19 protein-coding genes are annotated in these 22,416 nt (G+C 36.8%); 10 read left to right on the forward strand and 9 right to left on the reverse strand.

The features are described 5' to 3' along the window. Nucleotides 1–138: 138 nt before the first annotated feature. From ACHJH3_RS04820 to ACHJH3_RS04835, 4 genes are all read right to left on the reverse strand, one after another. Nucleotides 139–1,341 (reverse strand): MFS transporter, encoded by a 1,203-nt coding sequence (locus tag ACHJH3_RS04820; protein ID WP_407063814.1) that lies wholly within the window; start codon nucleotides 1,339–1,341, stop codon nucleotides 139–141. A gap of 101 nt (nucleotides 1,342–1,442) precedes the next feature. Further along, a complete protein-coding gene (locus tag ACHJH3_RS04825) occupies nucleotides 1,443–3,218 on the reverse strand; it encodes an ABC transporter ATP-binding protein (RefSeq protein ID WP_407063815.1) in 1,776 nt (591 codons plus the stop codon). Beyond that, nucleotides 3,208–4,962: an ABC transporter ATP-binding protein gene (locus ACHJH3_RS04830; protein WP_407063816.1), complete on the reverse strand. Its 1,755-nt coding sequence runs from the start codon at nucleotides 4,960–4,962 to the stop codon at nucleotides 3,208–3,210. The genes ACHJH3_RS04825 and ACHJH3_RS04830 overlap by 11 nt, the downstream gene beginning before the upstream one ends. A gap of 78 nt (nucleotides 4,963–5,040) precedes the next feature. Beyond that, the gene (locus tag ACHJH3_RS04835) at nucleotides 5,041–7,116 is read right to left on the reverse strand and encodes a TonB-dependent receptor (RefSeq protein WP_407063817.1); all 2,076 of its coding nucleotides are present in this window, start codon (nucleotides 7,114–7,116) and stop codon (nucleotides 5,041–5,043) included. A 107-nt stretch (nucleotides 7,117–7,223) separates the two neighbouring features. Here ACHJH3_RS04835 and ACHJH3_RS04840 point away from each other — a divergent pair, with 107 nt between their 5' ends. Beyond that, on the forward strand, nucleotides 7,224–8,174 hold the full coding sequence (locus tag ACHJH3_RS04840; RefSeq protein ID WP_407063818.1) for a helix-turn-helix transcriptional regulator: 951 nt from the start codon (nucleotides 7,224–7,226) through the stop codon (nucleotides 8,172–8,174). A gap of 181 nt (nucleotides 8,175–8,355) precedes the next feature. On the opposite strand, the gene ACHJH3_RS04845 is transcribed toward ACHJH3_RS04840, so the two are convergent. Further along, nucleotides 8,356–8,622: a Txe/YoeB family addiction module toxin gene (locus ACHJH3_RS04845; protein WP_407063819.1), complete on the reverse strand. Its 267-nt coding sequence runs from the start codon at nucleotides 8,620–8,622 to the stop codon at nucleotides 8,356–8,358. Further along, complete coding sequence (locus ACHJH3_RS04850) at nucleotides 8,615–8,896, reverse strand: type II toxin-antitoxin system RelB/DinJ family antitoxin (RefSeq protein WP_172202112.1); 282 nt, start codon at nucleotides 8,894–8,896, stop codon at nucleotides 8,615–8,617. Before ACHJH3_RS04850 ends, ACHJH3_RS04845 begins: the two co-directional genes overlap by 8 nt. A gap of 512 nt (nucleotides 8,897–9,408) precedes the next feature. On the opposite strand from ACHJH3_RS04850, the gene ACHJH3_RS04855 reads away from it, so the two are divergent. Beyond that, nucleotides 9,409–10,869: an aldehyde dehydrogenase family protein gene (locus tag ACHJH3_RS04855; protein WP_407063820.1), complete on the forward strand. Its 1,461-nt coding sequence runs from the start codon at nucleotides 9,409–9,411 to the stop codon at nucleotides 10,867–10,869. 75 nt (nucleotides 10,870–10,944) lie between these two features. Here the strand turns inward: ACHJH3_RS04855 and ACHJH3_RS04860 are convergent, their stop codons facing one another. Next, nucleotides 10,945–11,700 carry a DUF4198 domain-containing protein gene (locus tag ACHJH3_RS04860; RefSeq protein WP_407063821.1) on the reverse strand — a complete coding sequence of 252 codons (756 nt, stop codon included), beginning with the start codon at nucleotides 11,698–11,700 and terminating at the stop codon, nucleotides 10,945–10,947. A gap of 49 nt (nucleotides 11,701–11,749) precedes the next feature. Further along, nucleotides 11,750–13,837, reverse strand: a complete 2,088-nt coding sequence (locus ACHJH3_RS04865; protein ID WP_407063822.1) for a TonB-dependent receptor — start codon at nucleotides 13,835–13,837, stop codon at nucleotides 11,750–11,752. A gap of 132 nt (nucleotides 13,838–13,969) precedes the next feature. Between ACHJH3_RS04865 and ACHJH3_RS04870 the strand changes: the two genes are divergently transcribed. Further along, nucleotides 13,970–14,914: a helix-turn-helix domain-containing protein gene (locus ACHJH3_RS04870; RefSeq protein ID WP_407063823.1), complete on the forward strand. Its 945-nt coding sequence runs from the start codon at nucleotides 13,970–13,972 to the stop codon at nucleotides 14,912–14,914. Nucleotides 14,915–14,985: 71 nt separating this feature from the next. Further along, nucleotides 14,986–15,195, forward strand: a complete 210-nt coding sequence (locus tag ACHJH3_RS04875) for an alkylphosphonate utilization protein (RefSeq protein ID WP_169942593.1) — start codon at nucleotides 14,986–14,988, stop codon at nucleotides 15,193–15,195. Between the two features lie 25 nt (nucleotides 15,196–15,220). Here the strand turns inward: ACHJH3_RS04875 and ACHJH3_RS04880 are convergent, their stop codons facing one another. After that, entirely contained in the window at nucleotides 15,221–16,330 is a 1,110-nt protein-coding gene (locus tag ACHJH3_RS04880; RefSeq protein ID WP_172201892.1) for an FtsW/RodA/SpoVE family cell cycle protein, read from the reverse strand. A 60-nt stretch (nucleotides 16,331–16,390) separates the two neighbouring features. On the opposite strand from ACHJH3_RS04880, the gene ACHJH3_RS04885 reads away from it, so the two are divergent. Genes ACHJH3_RS04885 through ACHJH3_RS04910 form a run of 6 tightly spaced genes read left to right on the forward strand, consistent with a single transcriptional unit; the run spans nucleotide 16,391 to nucleotide 22,397 of the window. Beyond that, nucleotides 16,391–17,365: an RluA family pseudouridine synthase gene (locus tag ACHJH3_RS04885; protein WP_407063992.1), complete on the forward strand. Its 975-nt coding sequence runs from the start codon at nucleotides 16,391–16,393 to the stop codon at nucleotides 17,363–17,365. Continuing rightward, the gene (locus ACHJH3_RS04890; RefSeq protein ID WP_407063824.1) at nucleotides 17,295–18,515 is read left to right on the forward strand and encodes a fibronectin type III domain-containing protein; all 1,221 of its coding nucleotides are present in this window, start codon (nucleotides 17,295–17,297) and stop codon (nucleotides 18,513–18,515) included. Before ACHJH3_RS04885 ends, ACHJH3_RS04890 begins: the two co-directional genes overlap by 71 nt. After that, complete coding sequence (gene trmB / locus ACHJH3_RS04895) at nucleotides 18,515–19,699, forward strand: tRNA (guanosine(46)-N7)-methyltransferase TrmB (RefSeq protein WP_407063825.1); 1,185 nt, start codon at nucleotides 18,515–18,517, stop codon at nucleotides 19,697–19,699. Before ACHJH3_RS04890 ends, trmB begins: the two co-directional genes overlap by 1 nt. Next, nucleotides 19,683–20,354, forward strand: coding sequence for a cell division ATP-binding protein FtsE (locus tag ACHJH3_RS04900; protein WP_407063826.1), 672 nt, complete (start codon nucleotides 19,683–19,685; stop codon nucleotides 20,352–20,354). The genes trmB and ACHJH3_RS04900 overlap by 17 nt, the downstream gene beginning before the upstream one ends. Then, entirely contained in the window at nucleotides 20,341–21,156 is an 816-nt protein-coding gene (locus tag ACHJH3_RS04905) for an FtsX-like permease family protein (RefSeq protein WP_407063827.1), read from the forward strand. Before ACHJH3_RS04900 ends, ACHJH3_RS04905 begins: the two co-directional genes overlap by 14 nt. Continuing rightward, nucleotides 21,153–22,397 carry a murein hydrolase activator EnvC family protein gene (locus ACHJH3_RS04910; protein ID WP_407063828.1) on the forward strand — a complete coding sequence of 415 codons (1,245 nt, stop codon included), beginning with the start codon at nucleotides 21,153–21,155 and terminating at the stop codon, nucleotides 22,395–22,397. The genes ACHJH3_RS04905 and ACHJH3_RS04910 overlap by 4 nt, the downstream gene beginning before the upstream one ends. Nucleotides 22,398–22,416 lie beyond the last annotated feature (19 nt).

Below are 22,416 nucleotides of genomic sequence, written 5' to 3' on the forward strand. Positions count from 1 at the left end.
AACATCTAAAAACAGGCACAATGATGGATATGTATAAAAACAGATGGAGTCTTAGAGGTAGGATTTTTGGACTGATTTCCGCCTTTAGAAATTCTTGCAGGATGTTTGTGTTTGGGTTAAATTAAAATCAAGTAATATTTACATCAATTTCTTAAATTTTAAAAGATATAAACAAACAATAAAGCAGATAACAAACGAAAAAATAACAGTTATTTTGTAGCCAACTAAAGAAGCGATAACAAAGCCAAGGGCAAACGACAAATACTGAAATAACATACTTATGCTACTTTGCAAGGCGCACTCGCTTACCGGAGATTTTGTGGCTTTGCTCATTATCATAGTTGAGATGCTTACGGCGCCTATAGTATATACGGCAAAGCAAATTTGACACACAAGGATTAATATTATTAAATTCGCATATCCTAAAATCGGCAAAAGTAGTGTTAAAATCCCAAAAGCTTGAATAGGCATAGCCAAAATCATAGTCTTAATATTGCCTAATTTGTTTATAAGATAGCTTGCCGTAATGCTACCTATGATAACACCGCAAAGCCCGTATATGTGCACTACTTTGCCTATCTCGTCAAGACCTCGTCCGCTATCGACAAGTATAGGATTGATTAGTCCAAAAGACATGCACACTCCGATGCCTTGTATCATCAGCACACTTAGCCAAAATTTCTTATCTTTGAAAAACAACGCCATACTTTTAAAGCTAACTCTATTTTGCCCTCTTTCAAGTTCTCTTGGTCGCTCTTTAAAAGTTGCAATCATAAAAAGAGCAACAATGGTAAGAAATATCAAAAATATAGTTGAAGCTTTCCAGCCAAAATTTGAATATATGATCAGCGTAACGCCTGTTCCTAAAACATGACCTATGAAATTTCCGCTAGCGGCTAGCGAATTTGCGCCTGCTAAATTTTGAGGAGTTGAAATTTTAATAATTAAAGCACTTGAAGCTATAGCCGAAGTGGCGGACAAAAAGCCAAGCATACCCGCCATAGCAAGAATAAAGCTCAAATTTTCTCTCACGTTTAAAAATGCAGTTATCCCAAGAGATACTATCATTAGCATTAAGACAACCGTAATAAAATTTTTATAAACTCCGCCCATTTTTGCAACTGCAAATTCTACAAACGGAGCCCACAAAAATCTAAACCCGTAAAATAAACCTATAAAATATACTGCGCCTATCTTTTCTAAGCTAAGTCCGTCTTGTCTAAGTATAGCCGCCAAGCTTTCGGAGAAAAAACCAATGCTTATGTATTGAGCCATATTCAAGCAGACTATTAAGAAAGCGATTCGGGCTTTGAAATTTAAAATTTTAATAGGCAAATTCAAAGCCCTGCCTTATAGATAGCTTAAATTTTATGCGCAAGATAAGGTCGTATTGGCAATTTATTAAGCATACCTTGGCCAAAGTGCAATTTATTAAATTTTTATTACGCATCTTTATTTTTAGCATGCCAAATTTTTACATTCTGCTGAGCTTGCCACATATTGTAGTATCTGCCCTTGTAGCTTAATAGCTCTTCGTGAGATCCTTTTTCGACCAAATTTGCATTGTCAAATACTAAAATTTGATCCGCTCCTACGATGGTAGATAGCCTATGAGCTATTACTATGACGGTTTTATCCTTTACTAAAGTATCAATCGCCTTTTGCACCGCAAGCTCGCTTGCAGTATCAAGAGCCGCCGTAGGCTCGTCTAAAATAACTATAGGAGCGTCTTTTAGTATCGCTCTGGCTATGCTGATACGTTGCTTTTCTCCGCCTGAAAGATTCCCTCCTATGTCGCCGACTCTAGTTTCATAGCCGTCCGGAAGCCTTGTGATAAATTCATCGCAAAGTGCGGTTTTGGCTGCATTTCTTACTTCTTCGTCGCTTGCATTTGCTCTACCCATACGGATATTATTTAGCACCGTATCGTCAAATAAATAGACATCCTGAAAGACTACGGATAGACACTTCATAAGCTCTTCTTGTTTTATATGTCTTATATCCGTTCCGCCTATCTTTATCTCGCCTTTTTGTGCATCTGAATATCGCATAAGCATCTTTATCGCTGTTGTTTTACCGCTTCCGGAGGCTCCTACTATAGCGGTCATGCTTTTAGCGGGAATTTTAAAGCTGACATTATTGAGAGAATTTTTATCGGCACCAAAATAGGCAAAATCAACTTTATTAAATTCGATATCAAATTTATCGGGTATCGCTATGGGCGGATAAAATTCAAGCTCTTTCATGTTTAAAATTTCTTTCGTTCGCCTAAAGCCGTTTTCACTAAGATCAAATACACTAGCTACTATTAAAAGGATAGAAAACGGCTCATTTAGTCTTGGAAGTATGACAAGCAATGCCGCAAATAGACCAAGTGAAATTTCACTATTTATATTTAGATAAACTCCCGTAAAAACCGCTATCAAAGTAGTAAATATAATCAAGCTTCCCGTTAGCAAAGTTGGTAAATTTGAGCCTTTCATTTCATTAAGCTGAATTTGTCTTACGTTTGCTATCTCTTTTTGTAGCTTTTGTGAATTTTTGCCGATCAAATTTACCGAGCGAAGCACTCCTATACCTTGGATATATTCTATTATGCTTGATTCAAGAGTTGCATTTGCATCCGTGAATATCTTTTTATCCTCTACCGCCATCTTACGTTTTAGCTTATAAAGCGGTATAACAAGCGGCAGTATAAAAATAAGTATAAGGGCGATCTTGAAATTTGCAAAAATAGTAGCGATGATGACAAAAGAGCAGATTAAAATCGGCTCTAAAAACATAAGAGGTATCATGTTCATAAACATTACGGCAGAATCAACATTGCTTGCAAATACCGCATTTAGTTCGCCGGTTTTATATTTAGCTAGGCTTTCAAGAGGTACTGAGGTTAGCTTCTTGCCAAGCTTTAAGCGAAGATCGTATCCTACATCCACAAAGGTGCCGGCATGATCGTAATAAGAGCTTTTAAATTTGGCTATCATAAACACTATAAGTAGCGCTACCATGGATAAAGCAACGAAATTTAAAGAGCTTTTATCTCCATGATAAGCAAAAACAAGCAGAGGGTAAAATAAACAAAGCAAAACGGCTTGAGTTGCTATTGCTATTACGCCGGAGTAAAGACTATTTTTATACTCTTTTTGATACGAGCCTGCAATCTCTAAAAACATATTATAAAGCTCTTTGATAGAGGCGAATTTTACATTATTGCTCATGATTTGCCCTTTTATATATGTTCCAAATTTGAGTTTGCGTATAACTATCCCAGAGCTTGGCATATAAACTATTATTTGATAAAAGCTCTTCGTGAAGCCCTTTTTCTGCGACTTTCCCTTTATCAAAGACTACTATTTGGTCGGATTTTTTGATAGTTGATAGGCGGTGAGCTATTATAATTACGGTTTTGCCTACTATGAGATTTGAAATGGCCTTTATGATCTTTTCTTCATTTTCGGGATCTGCAAATGCCGTAGCTTCATCAAGCACTATTATGGGAGCGTCTCTTAATATTGCCCGAGCTATGGTTATGCGTTGCTTTTGCCCTCCGCTTAAATTCGTACCCCTATCGCCGCACAGGGTATCGTATCCATTTGGCAAAGCATCTATAAACTCATCGATTTGCGCCGCTTTAGCTGCATTTATCACCTCATCTTTTGTAGCGCTCGGCTTTGCCATTGATATATTTTCATAGATGGTGTCGTTAAATAAAAACGTATCTTGAAATACAAAAGAGACAAAATTCATAAGCTTCATAGGCTCAATTTGCCTTACATCAACTCCGCCTATTAAAATTTCACCATTACAAACATCCCAAAAACGAGGGATAAGCTGTGCCGCCGTGCTCTTGCCCGCACCGCTTGGACCAACGAGTGCCGTTACGCTTCCTGCATCAACCTTAAAACTAACATCCTTAAGAGCGAATTCCTCTCTTGTTTCGTATTTAAAACTTACATTTTTAAATTCTACCGAGCTATCCTCCGGCTCTTTGAAAGAATCTGAAATTTTAAGAGGTTTTATGTCTAAAATTTCTAAAATTCCGCTTGCTGCGGCTCTTGATTGTTGAACAAAATTATTTACCCACATAAGCGGCATCATAGACTCTATAATGCCTGCCGCAAGTATCAATACTCCGATAAATTTACCAAATTCCAAGCTGCCGTTTATATAAAAATAACTACCGGCAACGCCTACTACAACAATAGTTATAATAGGACTGGCTAGCATTATAGCAACTCTTGAGGCTGTGGTAGTAAGTGCTATCCACTCTTTAAGACTCTTGCAGTATGCATTGAGAGCATCGTTGTAGCGCTTAAAAGAGCTAGCTCCATCACTAAATGTTCGAACTACGGGCATAGCTTGAACAAATTCTATTATGGAAGCGTTTATAAGAGCTTGATTGTCGTCATACTCTCTTCTGTATTTTTCATTATCTTTAAACGCTAGACTCATAAATGCCGCACTTGCAAAAACTAAAGCCAGACTAAGCGATAAAAGCCTCAAATCAAAAAATCCAAGCGCGATTAAGCACGCTACGGGAGTAATAGCTACTCTTGCCAGCATAGGAGTAGTATCGGCTACAAACGAGTGCAAGTTTTTTACATCGTCCAGCATATTTTTTTTAAGCCTTCCGCTTCCTTTGGTTATAACTTCACCAAAAGGAATTGCGGCTATATGCTCAGAAAGTCTGGTTCGTAAAATTTGTTCCAGTCTAAAAGCGGCTACGTGAGAAGTCTTAAAAGCGTTTGAGCGGAAAAGATATTCTGCTATTATAAAGCCTGCTCCAATATACATCAGAGTGTAATTTACTTCGCCTTTGGCAAGAGACGATACTACAAAAGCAAAGGTGCTAAAAGCTAGCACGTAACAAATCGAAGCGATGCCTGCAAGTATCATTGCAAGCCTTATATCTTTTATAACCGGATTCATAATCCTAGTTAAAATTCCTTGCTTCTCTTTCATGACAAATTCCTTGATTTTGGTTATACAAAGTTAAAATTTAGGCTTAAGTTTTTAAGCCTAAATTTGAGAGTTTAAATCCTAAAAAGAGTATCTTACGCCCATGCCAAATCTTCTTGGATCACCGAAGTGATTCATACCCGATATTCCTCCGTGATGCATAAATGTTACCACATGAGAATTGTTTGTGATATTTGTTATGTATCCGTAGATGTCAAATGCCTTGAACCTATAGCCGGCTCGAATGTCCGCCGTCATCCAAGATTTTTGTTTAAATTTATTTTCCGCATCAAAATACTTATCACCATTACCTCTTAGATCAAGCCTTGTATAAATTCCACTTGGATGAGTGTAAGCAACACCTAGGTTAAAAGTGTAGTTTGGAGTATTCTCTATCCTTTTATTAACTGCGTTTGGATACTGGATATTTTCTTTGTATTTAGTTTTATTTATACCAAACGCTCCGCTTATATCAAGCTCGCTACTAACTCTATAAAGAGCTTCAAGCTCTATTCCATCGCTTTTTGCTTTACCTCCGTTGCTTGTAATAAATATTCCTCCCGGTAGGATTGAGTATAGATGTATGTCTTTTATATCCATATGGAATGCGGAAAGACTGAATCTAAGGCGATTGTCAAAAGCATTTCCGCGAAGACCTATCTCATAGTTGTAGCTCTTTTGTGCATCAAAGGCTTGCTCTTTTATGAATGCATAGTAGTTGTGTCCGCCGGCCAAATAGCCTTGAGAGTATGAAACAAAAGCGCTTAAATCATCGTTTATCTTATATGTCAATCCCGCCTTTGGAAGGAATTTATTCCATGACTTGCCGTCTTTTAAGGTATTGATAGGAGCTCCTTTAGACATGCCAAGAGGTGTCATGAAAGCTGCCATATCTATATCTTTTTTGATCTTTTGAAATCTTCCTCCAAGAGTTAGTAAAAAACTATCGGTTAACTCATAGCTTCCCTGTCCGAATACAGCAGCGGTATCTGCTTTGATGGTTGCGGGAGCATCCATCTCCATCTTCATTCCGCCTTGATTAAACTGCTGTCCCATTCTTTTATTTTGAGTCTTTTCTCGCTCAAAATAAAGACCGCTTACCCACTTAAATTTATCTGTATTTATACTGTTTAGTCTAAATTCTTGCGATAAAGTGTCTAAATGCACATCTTGAAATTGGATTAAGCCGTTAGAAGGAAGCGACGGTGCATAAGTAAAGTCGCTATCGTAAATTCCGCTTGCCTTTGATTTCTTATGAGTGGTAACGGACGAAAATTTAACTCTATCAAACTCATAATCAACTCCAAGCGCCTGAGAAAATGTCTTAACTAAACTATCGGTAGGCACTTCAAAATTTGCTCTTTTGGCATCTTTTAAATTTATAGTGCCAAATAGACCTGTGCCGCCCCTATAAAAATACTCTTTGCTTCTTTCTTCAACCAAGGTTAATCTTGCAGTCAGCCTGTCGGTAGGCTTAACCGTAACGGTTGCGTCAAATTTATGATCGTTTGTTTTGTTTGCTTTTTTATCGCCGTTATATTCGTTTTTTATCCAGCCGTCATCTTTTGAAGCGTATCCTCCGACATTTAAAAACAAAATATCATTTATTAAGGCACCGTTTGCGTTAAAATTTCCCATCATATAGTTATATGAACCGTATTCGCTTCCCACGGCACCGCTCCACTCGTTCTTAGGCTGTTTTGATACTACGTTTACAACGCCTCCGATCGAGTCTTTGCCATAAATTGTGCTTTGAGGACCGCGTAAAATTTCAACTCTTTCGACATTATTTAAAATAGAGTTATAATTGCCCATGTTGTTACTGCTGGCGATACCGTCTATATATACGGTAATAGGGTTTGAATTGGTAAAATCGGAGTGATTTATACCGCGAAAATTTACTCTTGTTTTATATATAAAATGCTCGGCACTTAGGTTTGGAATCTGACGCATTATACCATCGGTATCTTTAATGCGTTTTTCTTCTATCTCGTTTTCATCTATGACACTTACGCTTTGAGGGATATCTTTGATATTCTCTTCCATTTTATTTGCCGATACCGTTACTTCTTTTAGCGAAATATTATCGGTTGCAAATAAACAAGTACTTGCCATAACAGAGATAATGCCTATAAATTTTATATAACCTGAACTCATGTAACACTCCTTAAAATTTATTCAAGCTTAATACTACTATAATTTGATAATTATTACTATTACTTTATTAATGGCAGAGGGATTAAATTTAACGATGGAGGGATTTTATGAGTAGCTTCCCCGAACTTGAGAGATTTTTTAACGAAACATGGGGTAATAACGAGAGATGCTTAAAGGAGTTAAGTATAAAAACCAATGATATGGTTTTAAATACTCAGATATTTAATAACTCAAACGGTTTTGGTTATGGAATATTTGACATGTATTTTGATGATGATAAGGTATTTAATTCCGCTGATATAGGCAAATACTCTTTTATGTATTTTAATACAGGAAATAGTTCGGTTTGTATGAACAGTCAAAGTGCCAATGATGGTATATTTAGACCAAATGATGCTTGGATAGGAGTTATAAAAGAGCCTTTTAGGGGCAGGGTTGTTTATGAGCGTAAAAAACGCTTTAAAAGCCAGTGCATTTTTATGGATAATAATTTAATAAAAGATTTTCCAATATTTAACGAAATAGAAAAATCCGAAACTATAAGCATTAAAGCAAGCTCTACGAATTTAGCACAAAAACTTATTCTCAAGGATTTAGAAAATTCTCATATATATAGAGATAAAATGAGGGAAATTTTTATTGAGTCTAAAATTTTAGAGATGATATATAAAAGTTTCTCAACTTCTGATAATTGTGATTGCTGTAAAGGACTAAATTTATGCGACCGTGATATAGCCGCTATAAAAAAGGCTAAAGAAATTTTGCTCAAAAATATGTCAAATCCGCCATCCATCAAAGAATTTGCCAAAATTTGTGCTATAAATGAATTTAAGCTAAAAAGAGGCTTTAAACAGTATTTTGGCATAACTATCTATGGGATGCTACAAGAGGAAAGGCTTAAAAGTGCCAAGGAGCTTTTGTTAAGAAATGATGTAAGCGTAAAAGAGGCGGCTAGCATTGTCGGATACAGATCTTTGGCGCATTTTAGTAAAATTTTTAAAGAAAAATTTGAAGTACTGCCAATTGAAATTTCAAGGCATAATAAATTTTGGATTTAAAAAACTATAAAATATCTTGCATATGCCAAGCTCTTTTGGACTTGCGTTAAAGAAAATATGTTTCTTTACAACTCTAAGCTACCGGCTTTATACCTGCTTAGATAGTTTTTAGTATATTAGAATTGTAAAAAAAAGACTATATTTTTGTTTATTCATCCATTCGGAATTTGTCAATCTTTGATTATTTCTGCTTATAATGCGTCCCGACCTGTAAAATTTGTACGCTATTATCTCTTATTCTATAAACTATTCGATTTTTAATATCTATCCTGCGAGAGTAGCAACCTGCCAAGGCACCTTTTAGAGTTTCCGGTTTACCAAGATTACTATCGTTTTCATTTCTGGCTATATCCTTAATAAGAGTATTGATTTTTGCCAATATTTTCTTATCTTTGATTAGCTCTAAATAATCACTCCAAGCATCGGGATAAAACTCTATATTAAGCATTGTCTAATGCCTCAAGCTCATCTATACTTTTTCTTATCATCTTTACTTTTTTATTGTCTATGTTATCTAATATATTTTTTAGATACTCCGTATTACTATCGCTATAAAATTCATCATTTGCGGTAGTGATAGGGAATGGAATTTTACGCTTATTAATAGACTGCTTTAAAAACAATTTTAAAGCGGTACTTAGATCAAGTCCCATATCCTTAAATAAATTCTCGGCTTCGGTTTTTAGCTCTTTATCAACTCTAAACTGTATAAGTGTAGTCATTTGTATTTCCTTTGTATTTATTTGTATACAATTATAGCATAAGTAAATTTAAGTAGTGCTATTTTTTAGGCTATTGCTTCGTTTAAAAATGTATTCTCTTTTTTAGTAAAAATGCACATAACCGTTTTTTACATACTTTTAACTTCCTTTTACCATACTTTCACCTAATTTTATTAGGTGACTAATTAGGTGACTAGCCCTTTGGTTACTTACCTTAAACCCTTATCTATATTGACTTAAAACGATATGGTTCGGCTTCTGGTGAACCCACCATCTTATAATTTACTCATCTTTTAAATTTCCAAATCGTCAAAAAATATTTTTGTATTTGTTGTTTACAATAAGTCTTTTAAGCTAATTCTTATCCATTAGTAACTTTTTATATAAAAATATTGGAAGTAAAATTGATATTTTTATATAAAAATTTATTAATAAATATTATCCAGTTATCCGAGTATTTAAGTTTGAGTAATATAATTTTCTTGTTAAATTCTACTAAAGGAGATTGTGTTATGGTTAAACTGCAAGATAAATATCAGCTGTTTATAAATGGCGAATTTGTGCCTGCTAGCGACGGTGCAACTCTGGATACTTTTAATCCCGCAACAGGCAAGAAATTAGCCTCAATAGCCGATGCAGCTAAAAAAGATGTCGATGCTGCGGTAAAGGCTGCAAGAAAGGCGTTTGAGACGTTTAGGCGCTCAACCGTAGCGGAGCGCTCAAAAATTCTTTTAAAAATCGCAGATATTATAGATGAAAACAAAGAGTTTTTGGCGACTGTTGAAACTATGGAAAACGGTAAGCCGATTCGCGAGACTATGAACGTAGATATCCCTTACGCAGCAGAGCATTTTAGGTATTTTGCCGGCGTTATACAAGCTGAAGAGGGAAGTGCAAATGTCCTTAACGAAAAGCAGCTTTCCGTGATCTTGCGGGAGCCTATCGGAGTTGTGGGTCAGATAGTCCCTTGGAATTTTCCGTTTTTGATGGCGGCATGGAAGCTGGCTCCCGTTATCGCAGCTGGCGATACCAGCGTGTTTAAGCCATCTTCAGAAACTAGTCTTAGCGTGCTTGAGCTTATGAGGCTGATTAAGGATGTCTTGCCAAAAGGCGTGGTAAACGTAATCACAGGAAAAGGCAGTAAGGCGGGAGAATATATAACAAAGCATAACGGTCTAGATAAGTTAGCATTTACCGGCTCAACCGAGATAGGTAGAGATATCGCTATCGCCGCAGCAGAGAAGATCATACCTGCGACACTTGAGCTTGGCGGAAAGTCGGCAAACATCATCTACGCCGACGCTGATTTTGATTTAGCAATTGATGGAATTCAGATAGGAATTTTATTTAACCAAGGTCAAGTATGCTGTGCCGGAAGTAGAATTTTTGTCGAAGAGAGTATATACGATAAATTTGTAGCCGCAGCTGTTGAGAAATTTAAAAAGATAAAAGTCGGAGATCCTCTTGATAAAAAGACTCAAATGGGCTCTCAGATAAATGAAAAGCAAGCCAAAAAAATACTAGAATACATAGAAATCGGCAAAAAAGAAGGCGCAAAAGTAGCGGTCGGCGGAGAGCTTGCAAGTGCGGGCAAGTCATTCGTGAAGCCTACTCTTCTTGTAAACGTAACAAACGATATGAGGGTGGCTCAAGAGGAGATATTTGGACCTGTAGGCGTTATCATCAAATTTAAGAATGAAAAAGAGCTTATTAAGATGGTAAATGATAGTGAATATGGCCTTGGCGGCGGGGTCTTCACTAAAGATATCACAAAAGCGCTAAGAACCGCACGCGCGATGGAAACAGGTCGCGTCTGGGTAAACTGCTATAACCAAATCCCTGCCGGAAGTCCATTTGGCGGATATAAAAACTCAGGCATAGGCAGAGAGACTCATAAAATCATACTTGAGCACTATACTCAGATGAAAAATATCATGATCGATCTAACGGGAAAACCAAGCGGCTTTTATTAATAGTTAAAATATCCCCTAAATTTAGGGGACGTTTGATTTTGTTTCGTATGAATTTTTAAAATTTGCACACAAATATCACTTTATCTTGAAAGTAAACGAAGCGATCAGTATCTCCTCATCGCATCTTTTACTCTCACCAAAGGCTCTTTTGTGCATGACTTTTAGTATCCATTTGCCGGGTGCTAAAGCCATAACTTCGGTTATACCTTCTAAATCAGTAGTTGCCGAAAATGCAAATTTATCTTTTAAAAATTTATCAAATGTTCCGTCTATTCTAGCCGTTTTAAGCGGCTTTCCTTCAAGCAGAATTTGAATTTTAAAAGGCTTATTTATATCAAAATTTACAGGATTTTCAAGCGGCACTATCTCCAGCTTTTGCCCTATGGTTTTAGTTACAAACTCATCTTGTTCGCCGTCAATATTTACAACCTCTTTTGCATACATTGAAGCTTGCATGCAGTAAGCGGCATCTGCTATCCGATCTTTTGTCTTGTCCATATACCATTTGCCATTTGCGTCTTTTGACCAAAATGTGCTTTTATACTCGCCTGCTAGGATATAACTTCCTTTTTTAAGCTTTTCTCCTTCGTAGTGGTAGCTTTCGCCTGTTTGGATTAGCTCTGTTTTGCCTCCGTCTTTTGAGATGATTGTAAGCGGAGCAAAGGATTTAGTCTCATCTTTGGGTATCATCTCTTGATGAGGGAAGTTGTGTCCGTAGCCTATATCGGCTCTAAATTTATCCGAATTTTCTCCAAACACCCAAAAGTCATGAGCGTACGCTGCGTTTAGTATTGCGAGAGTAAATAGCGTAGCTAAAATTTTATTTATCATGATTATTCCTTAGATTAAAGAAATTTGGCATCAAATTTAACGCCAAATTTTAAAAGCTATATTTAACTCCAAGCCCAAAAGTTCTGCCCTTATCATACTCTACAAGCACGCCGTAAGATCTATCAAAGACATTCATCGGATACTCTTTGTCGGCTATGTTTTTAGCGTATAGATATACGTCGAAATTTTTCTTCATATAGCCTATCTTAGCGTCAGCCGTGAAGTAGCTTGCCCTAGCGACTGAGTTTTGAGGATCAAAGTATGTTTTTCCGATGAGGTTACCGTCTATCCTTGCATATAGTCCAAACGGCGCATAATACGAAGCTCCAAGTGAGAATTTATATTCCGGATTGTATTCGATTTTGTTGCCTTTGTTGTTTTTGCCGTTAGGGCTAATATAATTGCCGTATTTTGTTCTAAGTAAGCTTGCAGCCATGTTTATAGCAAGCTCTTTTGTAGCTCTTGCTACACCTTCTAGCTCAATGCCCATTGAGGTTGCCTTATCGGCGTTTCCTGTTATGAAATTTGCTGGGTTTTTAGGATCTATCATGTAGATATGGGTATCTTTTATATCCATATAAAAGGCAGCCGCTGAAAATCTAAAGCTATCATAGGCCCCTTTTATGCCGATTTCGTAGTTGTCGCTGGTTTGTGACTCAAATTTATTCTCATCTTTTGTTCCTCCCATAGGAAATGAGTTAAATCCTCCCGCTAGATAGCCTTTAGCATACATCGCGTAAATGCTAAGTTCATCTTGTAAGGCGTATTCAAGAGCTATCTTTGGCAGGAATTTGTTCCAGCTTGCATCGTTTTCAAACGAGTAAAACGGTGCAGTTTTACTTGAGCCGACAGGATACATATAGGTATCTACTTTGATATCTTTTTTGATCTTTTGGTATCTTCCGCCAAGCGTTAGATCAAGCTTTGAGGTAATAGGATATATGGCTTGAGCGAAGATTGAAGCTGTTTTGCTGTTCATCTTTGCAGGTGCGTCCATTTCCGTAGGCGTTCCCATCATCATAAACTGCATGCCCATTTTTCTTATATCTATCTTTTCGTTTTCAAAGAAAAGCCCGGCTATCCATCTTAAATTTTGCTCTTCATTGCTTGAGAGCCTAAATTCTTGAGATAAATTTTTAATTCTCATATCAGAAAACATGATTAGATTGTTGTTGTGCGGAAAATACTTGCTTCCCGCATCTAAGTCGTAGTTGCTTGACTGATCTATCTTTTTATATGTGGTGATCGAGCTTAGATCCACTGTGTCAAAATTATAAGTGGCGTTTAAAGCTACAGAATTTGACTTTTCAAGAGAGTATGTTTCACTTTCTAGCCTTGTTGTTTTGACATCGTCTCTTTTGAAGCTTTTAAATTTGTCGTGAGGGATGACTATGCCGTCCGTGCCGTTAAATTTCTTGTAGTATCTATCTGCAAAAAGCTTAAAAGATAGCCTATCTGTAGGCATAAATTTCAAATTTAGCCCGAAGTTATTAAGCTCTTTGCCGTTTGATTTCTTGCCTGTTATCTCGTCTGTGATCCAGCCTTGATCTTTGGATACTGAGCCATTTAGCCCAAGATATAGCACGTCATCTACAAGTGCGCCGTTTGCCTCAAAGGTGCCGATTCTATATTTATATGAGCCGTACTCTGCGCCAACACTTCCAGACCACTCGTTGCTAGGATCTTTTAAGACTACGTTTATAACGCCGCCGATAGAGTCTTTACCGTAGATCGCACTTGACGGACCTTTTAGGATTTCGATTCTCTCTATGTTTGTGATAGGCACGTATGCTCCAAATTGATTACCGTGCGCTACGCCGTTTATGAAGATCGTTACAGGATTTGTTCTAGTAAATATCGAGCCGTTAAGCCCTCTTGTAAAAATTCCTCCGTGAAGCCCCGTTGTGGTTGATATACTAGGCACGCTTTTTAGCAAGTCTTCTATGGTTTTTATACCTTTTTCTTCTACTTCTATACCGTCAATCACACTGATACTTTGTGGGATATCTTTTAGTTTTTCCTCTATTTTGTTTGCTGTTACTTTAACCTCGCCAAGAGATACGCTCTCTGTTGCAAAGATATACGGGCATGCCGCTAAAGAGATAACGGCTGCAACTTTTAAGTATTTAGCTTTCACTTTAACTCCTGATTGTAAAAATATTTAAGTTTCATTTTACTATAATGGGATAATTATTATCAATACAAAAATATCGCTAAAAGGATTAAAAGATAGCGTTAGTTGGATTATTTTCAAATTTGTGGAGAGACTATGAGTGAAAGCAGAAAGCTTGATAAATTTTTTGATGAATTTGAGTGTAGAGTCGAATTTGGCGAAGAGAAAAAATATAAAGAAATTTCATTTAAAGATGAAAATTTAAACTGCGAACTTGAGTATTACGAGACGGGAAGCGGGCTTGGTTACTGCTCTTACGATATAAGATATAGCGAAAATTTAAGGTATCTCTCAAAGAAGAGCCCGCACTCCTTTTTATGCTTTAATGTGGGGCAGAGTGCAAACAGCTTAAGCTGGTCAAAAGATAGCCTTGTTTTAAAGCCGGGACAGCTGTGTATGGGCAGTATAAACGATAGCTTTATGGCGACAAGCAAACATCAGGGCAAAAGCTATAAGAGCCAGTCGATAATAATTGAAAATTCGCTCATCCAAGAGCTTGGAATTTTTAAAATTTTAAGTAGCGATGATGAATTTTGCGCTAGGATAATAGATACAAATTTGACTCAAAATTTGATACTAAAAGAGCTCGCAAACTCTAAAATTTATAGCGGAAAGATGAGAGAAATTTTTATAGAGTCTAAAATTTTAGAAATGGTTTATAAAAGTTTTGCAGAGGTAAAGACCGAAGAGAGCGACAAATTTAGATATAGCGAAGATGATTTAAAGATGATACACAAAGCAAGAGAAATTTTGCTTAAAAATATACAAAATCCACCTACCATAAAAGAACTTGCAAACCTTTGTGCCACGAACGAATTTAAGCTTAAAAACGGGTTTAAACACTGCTTTAACACAACAATTCATAGAGCCTTACAGGATGAGCGCCTAAAGATAGCTAAAAGCCTTCTTGAGCAAAACGATATAAACGTAAAAGAGGCTGCAAAGATAGTTGGATACAGTAGTTTCGGTCATTTTACCAAGATATTTAAGGAGAAATTCGGAGTTTTGCCGACGGAAGTCTTAAGGAGTAGTAAATTTTAGCTTTTTAAGATAAGTTTTTGAGCTTATGGAAATTACCTGCTATAATGGCTGAAATTTTACAAGGAGAAAACATGCCAAAAGATGCAAACGGAACAGAACTAAACGCAGGAGATAACGTAACTTTGATTAAAGATCTTAAGGTAAAAGGTGCGGGCGCAACTCTGAAGCGCGGAACAATGGCTAAAAACATCAAGCTAACGGGAAACGATAAAGAAGTTGAGTGCAAGATCGATAAAATGGGCGTCATCGTGCTTAAAACCGAGTTTTTAAAGAAAGCCTAAATTTAAGCCATGAATTTGGCTTAAATTAAAATTTGATCTTCACAAAGCGGTATGTCGGATCAAACCTAAATGTAAGCAAATTTTGTAAAATCCCAAACAGGCTTAAAAACGTCACAAAACTACTTCCGCCGTAACTATAAAATGGTAGCGGTACGCCCACAACAGGCGCAAATCCGATAGTCATCATGATATTTACGCTTACATAGATAAATATCAAAATTCCAATTCCCGTCGTAATAACCTGCGTGAAATAATCATCTTTAAGACCGTAATTTAGACTAAGCAAGTGAGCTATCAAAAAGCCATAAAGCATAAGCAAGCCAAGACCGCCTATAAAACCAAATCGCTCAATCGTATAAGCAAAGATAAAATCGCTCGTAGAAATCGGCAGAAATTTAAAGTGAGTCTGGGTAGCTTCATCCTTTGGTTTGCCCGTAAGTCCGCCACTTCCTATGGCGATGATGCTTTGGCGCACGTGATAGCTTGACTCTTCGCTTAAAAAATCGGTTATTCGCTTTTTTTGGTAGTCGTGAAGGACGTTTTCATAGATAAGAGGTGCGGAAATTCCGATAGCTACAAAGATAGTAATCCAAATTTTTTTATTAACCCCGATCACAAAAAGTACGGCGTATCCGACGATAAGAAGTATAAGAGCCGTGCCAAGATCAGGCTCTTTCATAATCAAAAATGTAGGCAAAAGTATGTAAAAACTAAATATCAAAAAATCCTTAAGCCCGTATCCTTTGATGTCAGGCGGTCTACGTTTGATGAGGTATGCTAGCATAAGCAAAAATGACGGTTTCATGATCTCTGAAGGCTGGATAGTAAAGTGGACAAATGGAATTTCAAGCCAACGTTTTGCGCCAAGCTTAGTTACGCCAAAGAGATCAACGCTTATTAAAAGTATGATACAAATCCAATAAAACATCGGAATTATCCATTCGATCTTTTTAATCGGCAGCAAGAAAAAAAATCCAAAAGCCAAAAAGCCAACCGCAAAATAAACTATCTGCTTACTGGCTAAGACGCTGTTTGCTTCGAGTACTAAAATATATGATAAAATTATAATAGGCAGTATTAAAATGGGCTGCACAAAATCAAAATGAGTTAAAATTCGCCTATCAAGTCTTATCAAAATTTTCGCCTTGTTTTTAGCCGAATTATAACACAAAAAGGTAATGGATTGAACCAAACTATCGTCGTAGAGGTGCCTAATATAAACGAAAGAATCGACAGTTATCTTTCCTTAAAGCTTAAAATTTCAAGAAATCAAATTTCAAATTTAATCAAAAACGAATGTGTAAAGCTAAATTTAAAACCTGTTTTAAAAGGCTCGGTTAAGCTAAATTTAGATGATGTTATCGAAGTTGAGTTCAAAGAAGCCGTGAGTGAAAATTTAGAATTTGAAGCTGATTTTGATGTGCCGATCATCTATGAAGATAATGATCTTATCGTGCTAAATAAACCTGCAAATTTAGTCGTGCACGGAGCACCAAGCGTTAAGGAAGCTACTCTTGTGGATTGGCTTGGCAAAAAGGGCTTTTTGCTCTCTACCTTAAGCGGAGAGAGTAGGGCAGGAATTGTTCATAGGCTGGATAAAGGCACTAGCGGAGCGATAGTGGTTGCTAAAAACAACCGCGCTCACGCGGCACTTTCTGCTCAGCTTAGCGATAAAACAATGGGCAGAATTTATCTTGCTATCACTGATCTACCGCTAAAAGAAGCTTGCGTAATTGAAAGAAAGATAGGCAGAAATCCAAATAACCGTCTTAAAAAAGCCATTACTAAAGACGGAAGAGAGGCTAAAAGCGCCTTTTTGAATTTGGCGGAAAGCGGAAATGTAAATTTGATCGCGGCTAAACTTTTTACAGGCAGAACTCATCAGATAAGAGTTCATCTTGCAAGCATAAACCGCCATATTTTAGGCGATACTTTATACGGATTTAAGAGCGAAAATGATAAAATCAAAAGAGTTATGCTTCACGCCTACGGACTTTATTTCAAGCATCCCAGTAGCGGTGAGCATATGAGTTTTGTCGCTTCTATTTGGGGCGATTTTGAAGAAATTTTACTGAGTAAATTTGAGAAAGGGATTATTGATGAAAAAATTGATTTTAAAGGGCTCTTTGACGCTTTTAGCGGTTGTGATAAGTGGCTGCGTATCTCCTAGCACGCCTACGCAAGTCAATGCAAGCTTGCCGACTATCCAAAATTTAAAAACCATAAGCGATATGACCGAAATCGGCTTTGAATGGACGCCTACGCCAAGCCCTGAAGTGGCGGGGTATTATCTGTATCGCTCAAATCCGAACGAAAACAACGGCAAGATGAAAGTGGTAGCAGACATCAAAGACCGCTTCGCAAGCCACCACGTGGATTCAAATTTGGCTCCTGAAACGACATATTCATACGAAATGAGAACATATAACGCAAATAAGCAAATTTCAAACTCCGGTGTCATGATAAGCGCAAGCACTAAAGCTCTTATGGACTCGGTGCCGTTCGTTAGAGCGCTTACAAATTTGCCAGAGCGCGTTAAGCTTATATGGAGACCGCACCCCGATCTTCGCGTAGCTTCTTATATAGTCGAAAAAGCTGGCATCGGCAAGGAAAACTGGCGACAGATCGCAGAGGTTAAAGGCAGGTTAAATGCCGAATACATAGACGATAGCGTAAAATCGGGCAGAGCTTATAAGTACCGAGTTTTTGTAAAAACAAGCACGGGAACCATCTCAAAGCCAAGTGCCATAGTTGATTCTACGACCAAGCCGCTTCCTAGCACGGTGACAAACATTCAAGCCAGCAACAACACTCCTAAAAAGATCATCTTAACTTGGGATAGCGTAGCAAGCGATGATTTTGGATACTATAAAATTTACAGCGCTTCAAATAAATTTCTGCCTTACACCTATCTTGCTAAAACCAAAACCAATAGCTACGAGGATTTAATAAACGAAAACGGCGCCACAAGATACTATAAGATCACTATCGTAGATAAAGACGGTCTTGAGTCAAAGCGTCCGGAAGAAGCCGTAGTGGGATCTACGTTAGCGGCAATGGAAGCTCCGGTAGTAACCTCAATCGTTGCGGATAGCTCTGCGGTGAAGCTTCAGTGGAGTAGTTCCGAAAAGGCAAGAAGCTATACGGTCATAAGAGAGGGCGGCGATAACGGGGAGCAAAAATTTACAAATATAACAGGCAACGAATTTATCGATACAAACGTAGCTTACGGACTTAAATACACTTATAGGGTAATCGCCGTAGATGAATACGGCATAAATTCAGACGAGTCCAAAAAGGCATCGGTAAGTATCGAATAATGCCAAATTTCGTAGCCAAAAACTTAAAATTTAACCCTTTGCCTTTCGGCGATGAAGATATCAAATTTCAGTGGGAAGCAAAGGGTAGAAACTCAAATTTGATCTACACTAAAAGCGGTGGCGAGGAGTTTTTTATAGTTATTAAAAAGCGCGAAAAAGAAGGCTTTGTGATAAAGGGTGAAAAGCTTACAAAGCCAGCCAAAATAGGGCTTTTGCAACGCGCTTTGGTTAAATTTAAAGAGCTAAATTGTAAAGAAATTTTAACCGAAGCGATGGCTGTTAAAAAAACTCATCTAACTCAAAAATCATCAGCTATCGTTGATACTAATGAAATTTTAGAAATTTTAAAAGAGTCTAAATTTAGCAAAATTTTTATAGAGATCGGCTTTGGCTCCGGCAGACACTTGCTCTATCAAGCCGAAACTAACGCGGATACGCTGGTAATCGGCATAGAGGTTTATAAACCCTCGTTAGAGCAGGTTGCAAAGCTTGCTAAAGCTAAAAATTTAAGCAATGTAGCGCTTATAAATACCGATGCGAGATTGCTTTTATCTCTTATAAAATCAAATTTTATAGATAGAATTTTTCTTCATTTTCCCGTGCCTTGGGATGATGCACCTCACAGAAGGGTAGTGTCTGAAAAATTTATAAAAGAGTGTGAAAGAACGCTAAAAAATGGCGGTAAATTTGAGCTTAGAAGTGATTCAAGAGCTTATACCGACTACACGATAGAGCAAATTTTAAATCTTACAAGTGCAAAGCTAAGCATTTATAAAAATAGAAATTTAGCCGTCAGTAGTAAATATGAAGACAGATGGAAAAAGCAGTCTAAGGACATCTATGACGCTGTTTTTGAGTGCGAGACTTATAGTCCTGAGCTTGAAATGCTTGATGAACTAAAATTTGAGCATGGATACGATACGCAAAAAATAGCTTCAAATTTTAAAAATTTCACTATAAAAATGGATGATTGCTTTTTGCATTTAGAGGAGAAATTTGAGCTAGAAAGCGGTGAAATTTTAATTCGTGTGGCGTTTGGAGCTTTTGCTTCACCGGAGCATTGCTATGTCTTGGTTGGAAATCAAAAGTGTGAATATCTAATCAAAAAGCCGCTTGTTACAAGGGAAAATTTAAAGGCGCATCTGGCGTTAAAGGAGTATTTGGCGAATGCAAAAAATAATTAGCGCAAGAGGCCTGTCTTTGAGCTATGATGACAAAGAGTTTGTTTTAAAAGATGCAAATTTTGACATAGCTATGAGTGACTTTGTAATAATAACAGGCAAAAGCGGAAGCGGCAAATCAACCGTAATTAGGTCGCTTTATGGAGAAATTAAGCCCAATTGCGGTTCGTTGAGCGTTTGTCTTGCGGACATGGGCGGTATTAGTAGAGGAAAACTGACAGATATAAGAAGAAAAATAGGAATTATATTTCAAAATTACCGCCTTATCAATGAATGGAGTGTGGAAAAAAACGTCATGCTGCCTTTGATGATAAAAGGACTTTCGCAAAACGTTTGCAAAAACCAAGCTCAAAAGCTGCTAAAGCATGTAAATTTGCTTCATAAATCTCATAAATATCCTCTTGAGCTAAGTGGCGGTGAGCAGCAAAGGGTAGCCATGGCAAGGGCTTTAGCACATAATCCTTATTTGCTTTTATGTGACGAGCCTACGGGGAATTTGGATGATTACTCAAGCGATGTGATCTGGTCTTTATTAAGATCGGCAAAAGAATTTTTGGGAACTTGTATTGTGGTTGTAACCCACAAAATTCCAGCGAATTTGCGTATACCTTATAGGCATTTTGTTATAGAAAATGGTAGTATGCATGAGATCGGTTAAAAATCATTTAGGGGTTATTTTTCCGCTTATTGTTTTGCTATTTTGCGTTCAGTTTATAACTCTTACTGAAAATACGATCAAAGATTATGAAGGATTGATGAATAAGGATTACAGTATCATGATCGTGAGCTCAAAGGAGCTTGATGCGACTATGATGAAGGCTATGGTTAATACTTTTGATTCTCTTGAAACTATAAGCACAAAAGTTGTCCTTGATAGGCTTTCAAAGGATATTTCCGCCAAAAATATTTTAGCTCTTCAAAGTTCTTTGCCGAAATTTTATTCGCTCAAGCTAAATAATTTTCCAAATACAAGTTACATGAATGAAATAAGAGATAAAATTTTAAAAATAGACGGAGTGAGCAAGGTTGAAACTTTTTCAAAAACTCACGACAAGGTTTATAAGATGCTTAATCTTATAAAGTACGTATCTCAAATTTTTTCTATTTTAATACTTGTTTTAGGACTTATGTTGCTCTTTAAGCAGATGAGAATTTGGCTTTATGAGCACAAAGAGAGGATTGATATCATGACACTTTTTGGCGCTTCCTTTTGGTTAAAATCGGGAGTTCTTTATAAGATGGCGGTTATAGACTCATTTATAGCTACCTTCTTGGTTGTTGCCATTTATTTTGTATTGCCTGATTTAGAAATAATTAAATTGGTAATAAGCGATATAGGTATCTTGATGCCTAAAAATGATATACTTGTAGACTTTGTTAAGTTGCTTGTAGTATCCCTATCTTTAAGTATAGTTTGTGTTAGTATTGTTATGAGACGTGCAAAAAGGGATAGTGTATGAAATTTTTTGCAACATTGTTTTTTGCATTTTTATATATTTTTGCTTCAACCGTTGATGATAAAATTAAGTCTCAAAATTTATCTTTAAAGAGCTCTAAAGAGATAGAAGTACAGCTTAACAAAAAGCTTGATAACTTAGCACAAGATATTTTTAAAAGCGAACGAGTTATTGACGAAACAAATAAAAAGATAAAAGATGTCATAGCAGAGATTGCCGAGCTTGAAAAAAATGCTAGCGAAGCAAACAAAGAACTTGGTAAATTACACCTTCAAAATAGCAAGTTACTTGAAAACCAAAAATACATAGAGCAAAATGCAGTTCGTATAGTATCCGATCATTTTGCTTACGATTTAATTGTTTCAAAAGAATATGATGATGAAATGCAGAGTTTGATTGCGGATGAAGTTTTGCAAAAACTAGATATTGTTTTAAAAGACGATTTTAAAAATTTAGCTAAAGACTATGACAAAACACTGGAGCTAATAAAGAACCAAGACGACAAAATAATAGAGATTAAATCTCGCTTAATGGAGCACAAAGAAAAACAGACCGAATTGGCATCTTTGCAAAATTTACAGTCAAAAACTTTAGCAAGTTTAAAAAAAGATAAAAATAACTATTCAAATCAACTTTCCATAATTCATAAAGAGCAAACAGAGATAAGAAACACTCTTCAGGAACTTAAAATAGTAGCCAAAAAAGAGGCTGAGAAAAAGGCTAAAGAGGCGGCTAAAAAATCCAAAGATAAAAAATCAGACGGAAGCACTCAAATAGTGATAAATAAAACCACTCCTGATGACAGCGACGTTAAGCAGATAGGATCAAGTTATCAGGCAAGTAAAGTAAAAAAATATAGCGGCGAAAAGACCATAGCTCCGCTTGATAGCTTTACCGTAAAGCAAAAATTCGGCAACTATATAGACCCTATATATAACATCAAAATTTTTAACGAATCGGTAGTTCTTAGCTCAAATTCGACAAATGCCAAGGTCAAAAGCGTGCTAAGCGGCAAGGTAGTCTTTGCTAAAGATACGGCGATGCTTGATAAGGTGGTGATCATAGAAAATGCAAACGGAATTCACACTATATACGCTCATTTAAGCCAGATAGCTCCTACGATAAAAGTCGGCTCAAAAGTTCCTAGAGGATACGTCATAGGACGCGTGGCAAGAGATCTTACGTTTGAAGTTACACAGAAAAACTACCACATAAATCCGCTTGAGATGATAAGCCTTAAATAGCTGTTTGGGGCTTAGAATT

The organism is Campylobacter canis (genome assembly GCF_045504005.1).
GTDB lineage: Bacteria > Campylobacterota > Campylobacteria > Campylobacterales > Campylobacteraceae > Campylobacter_A > Campylobacter_A canis.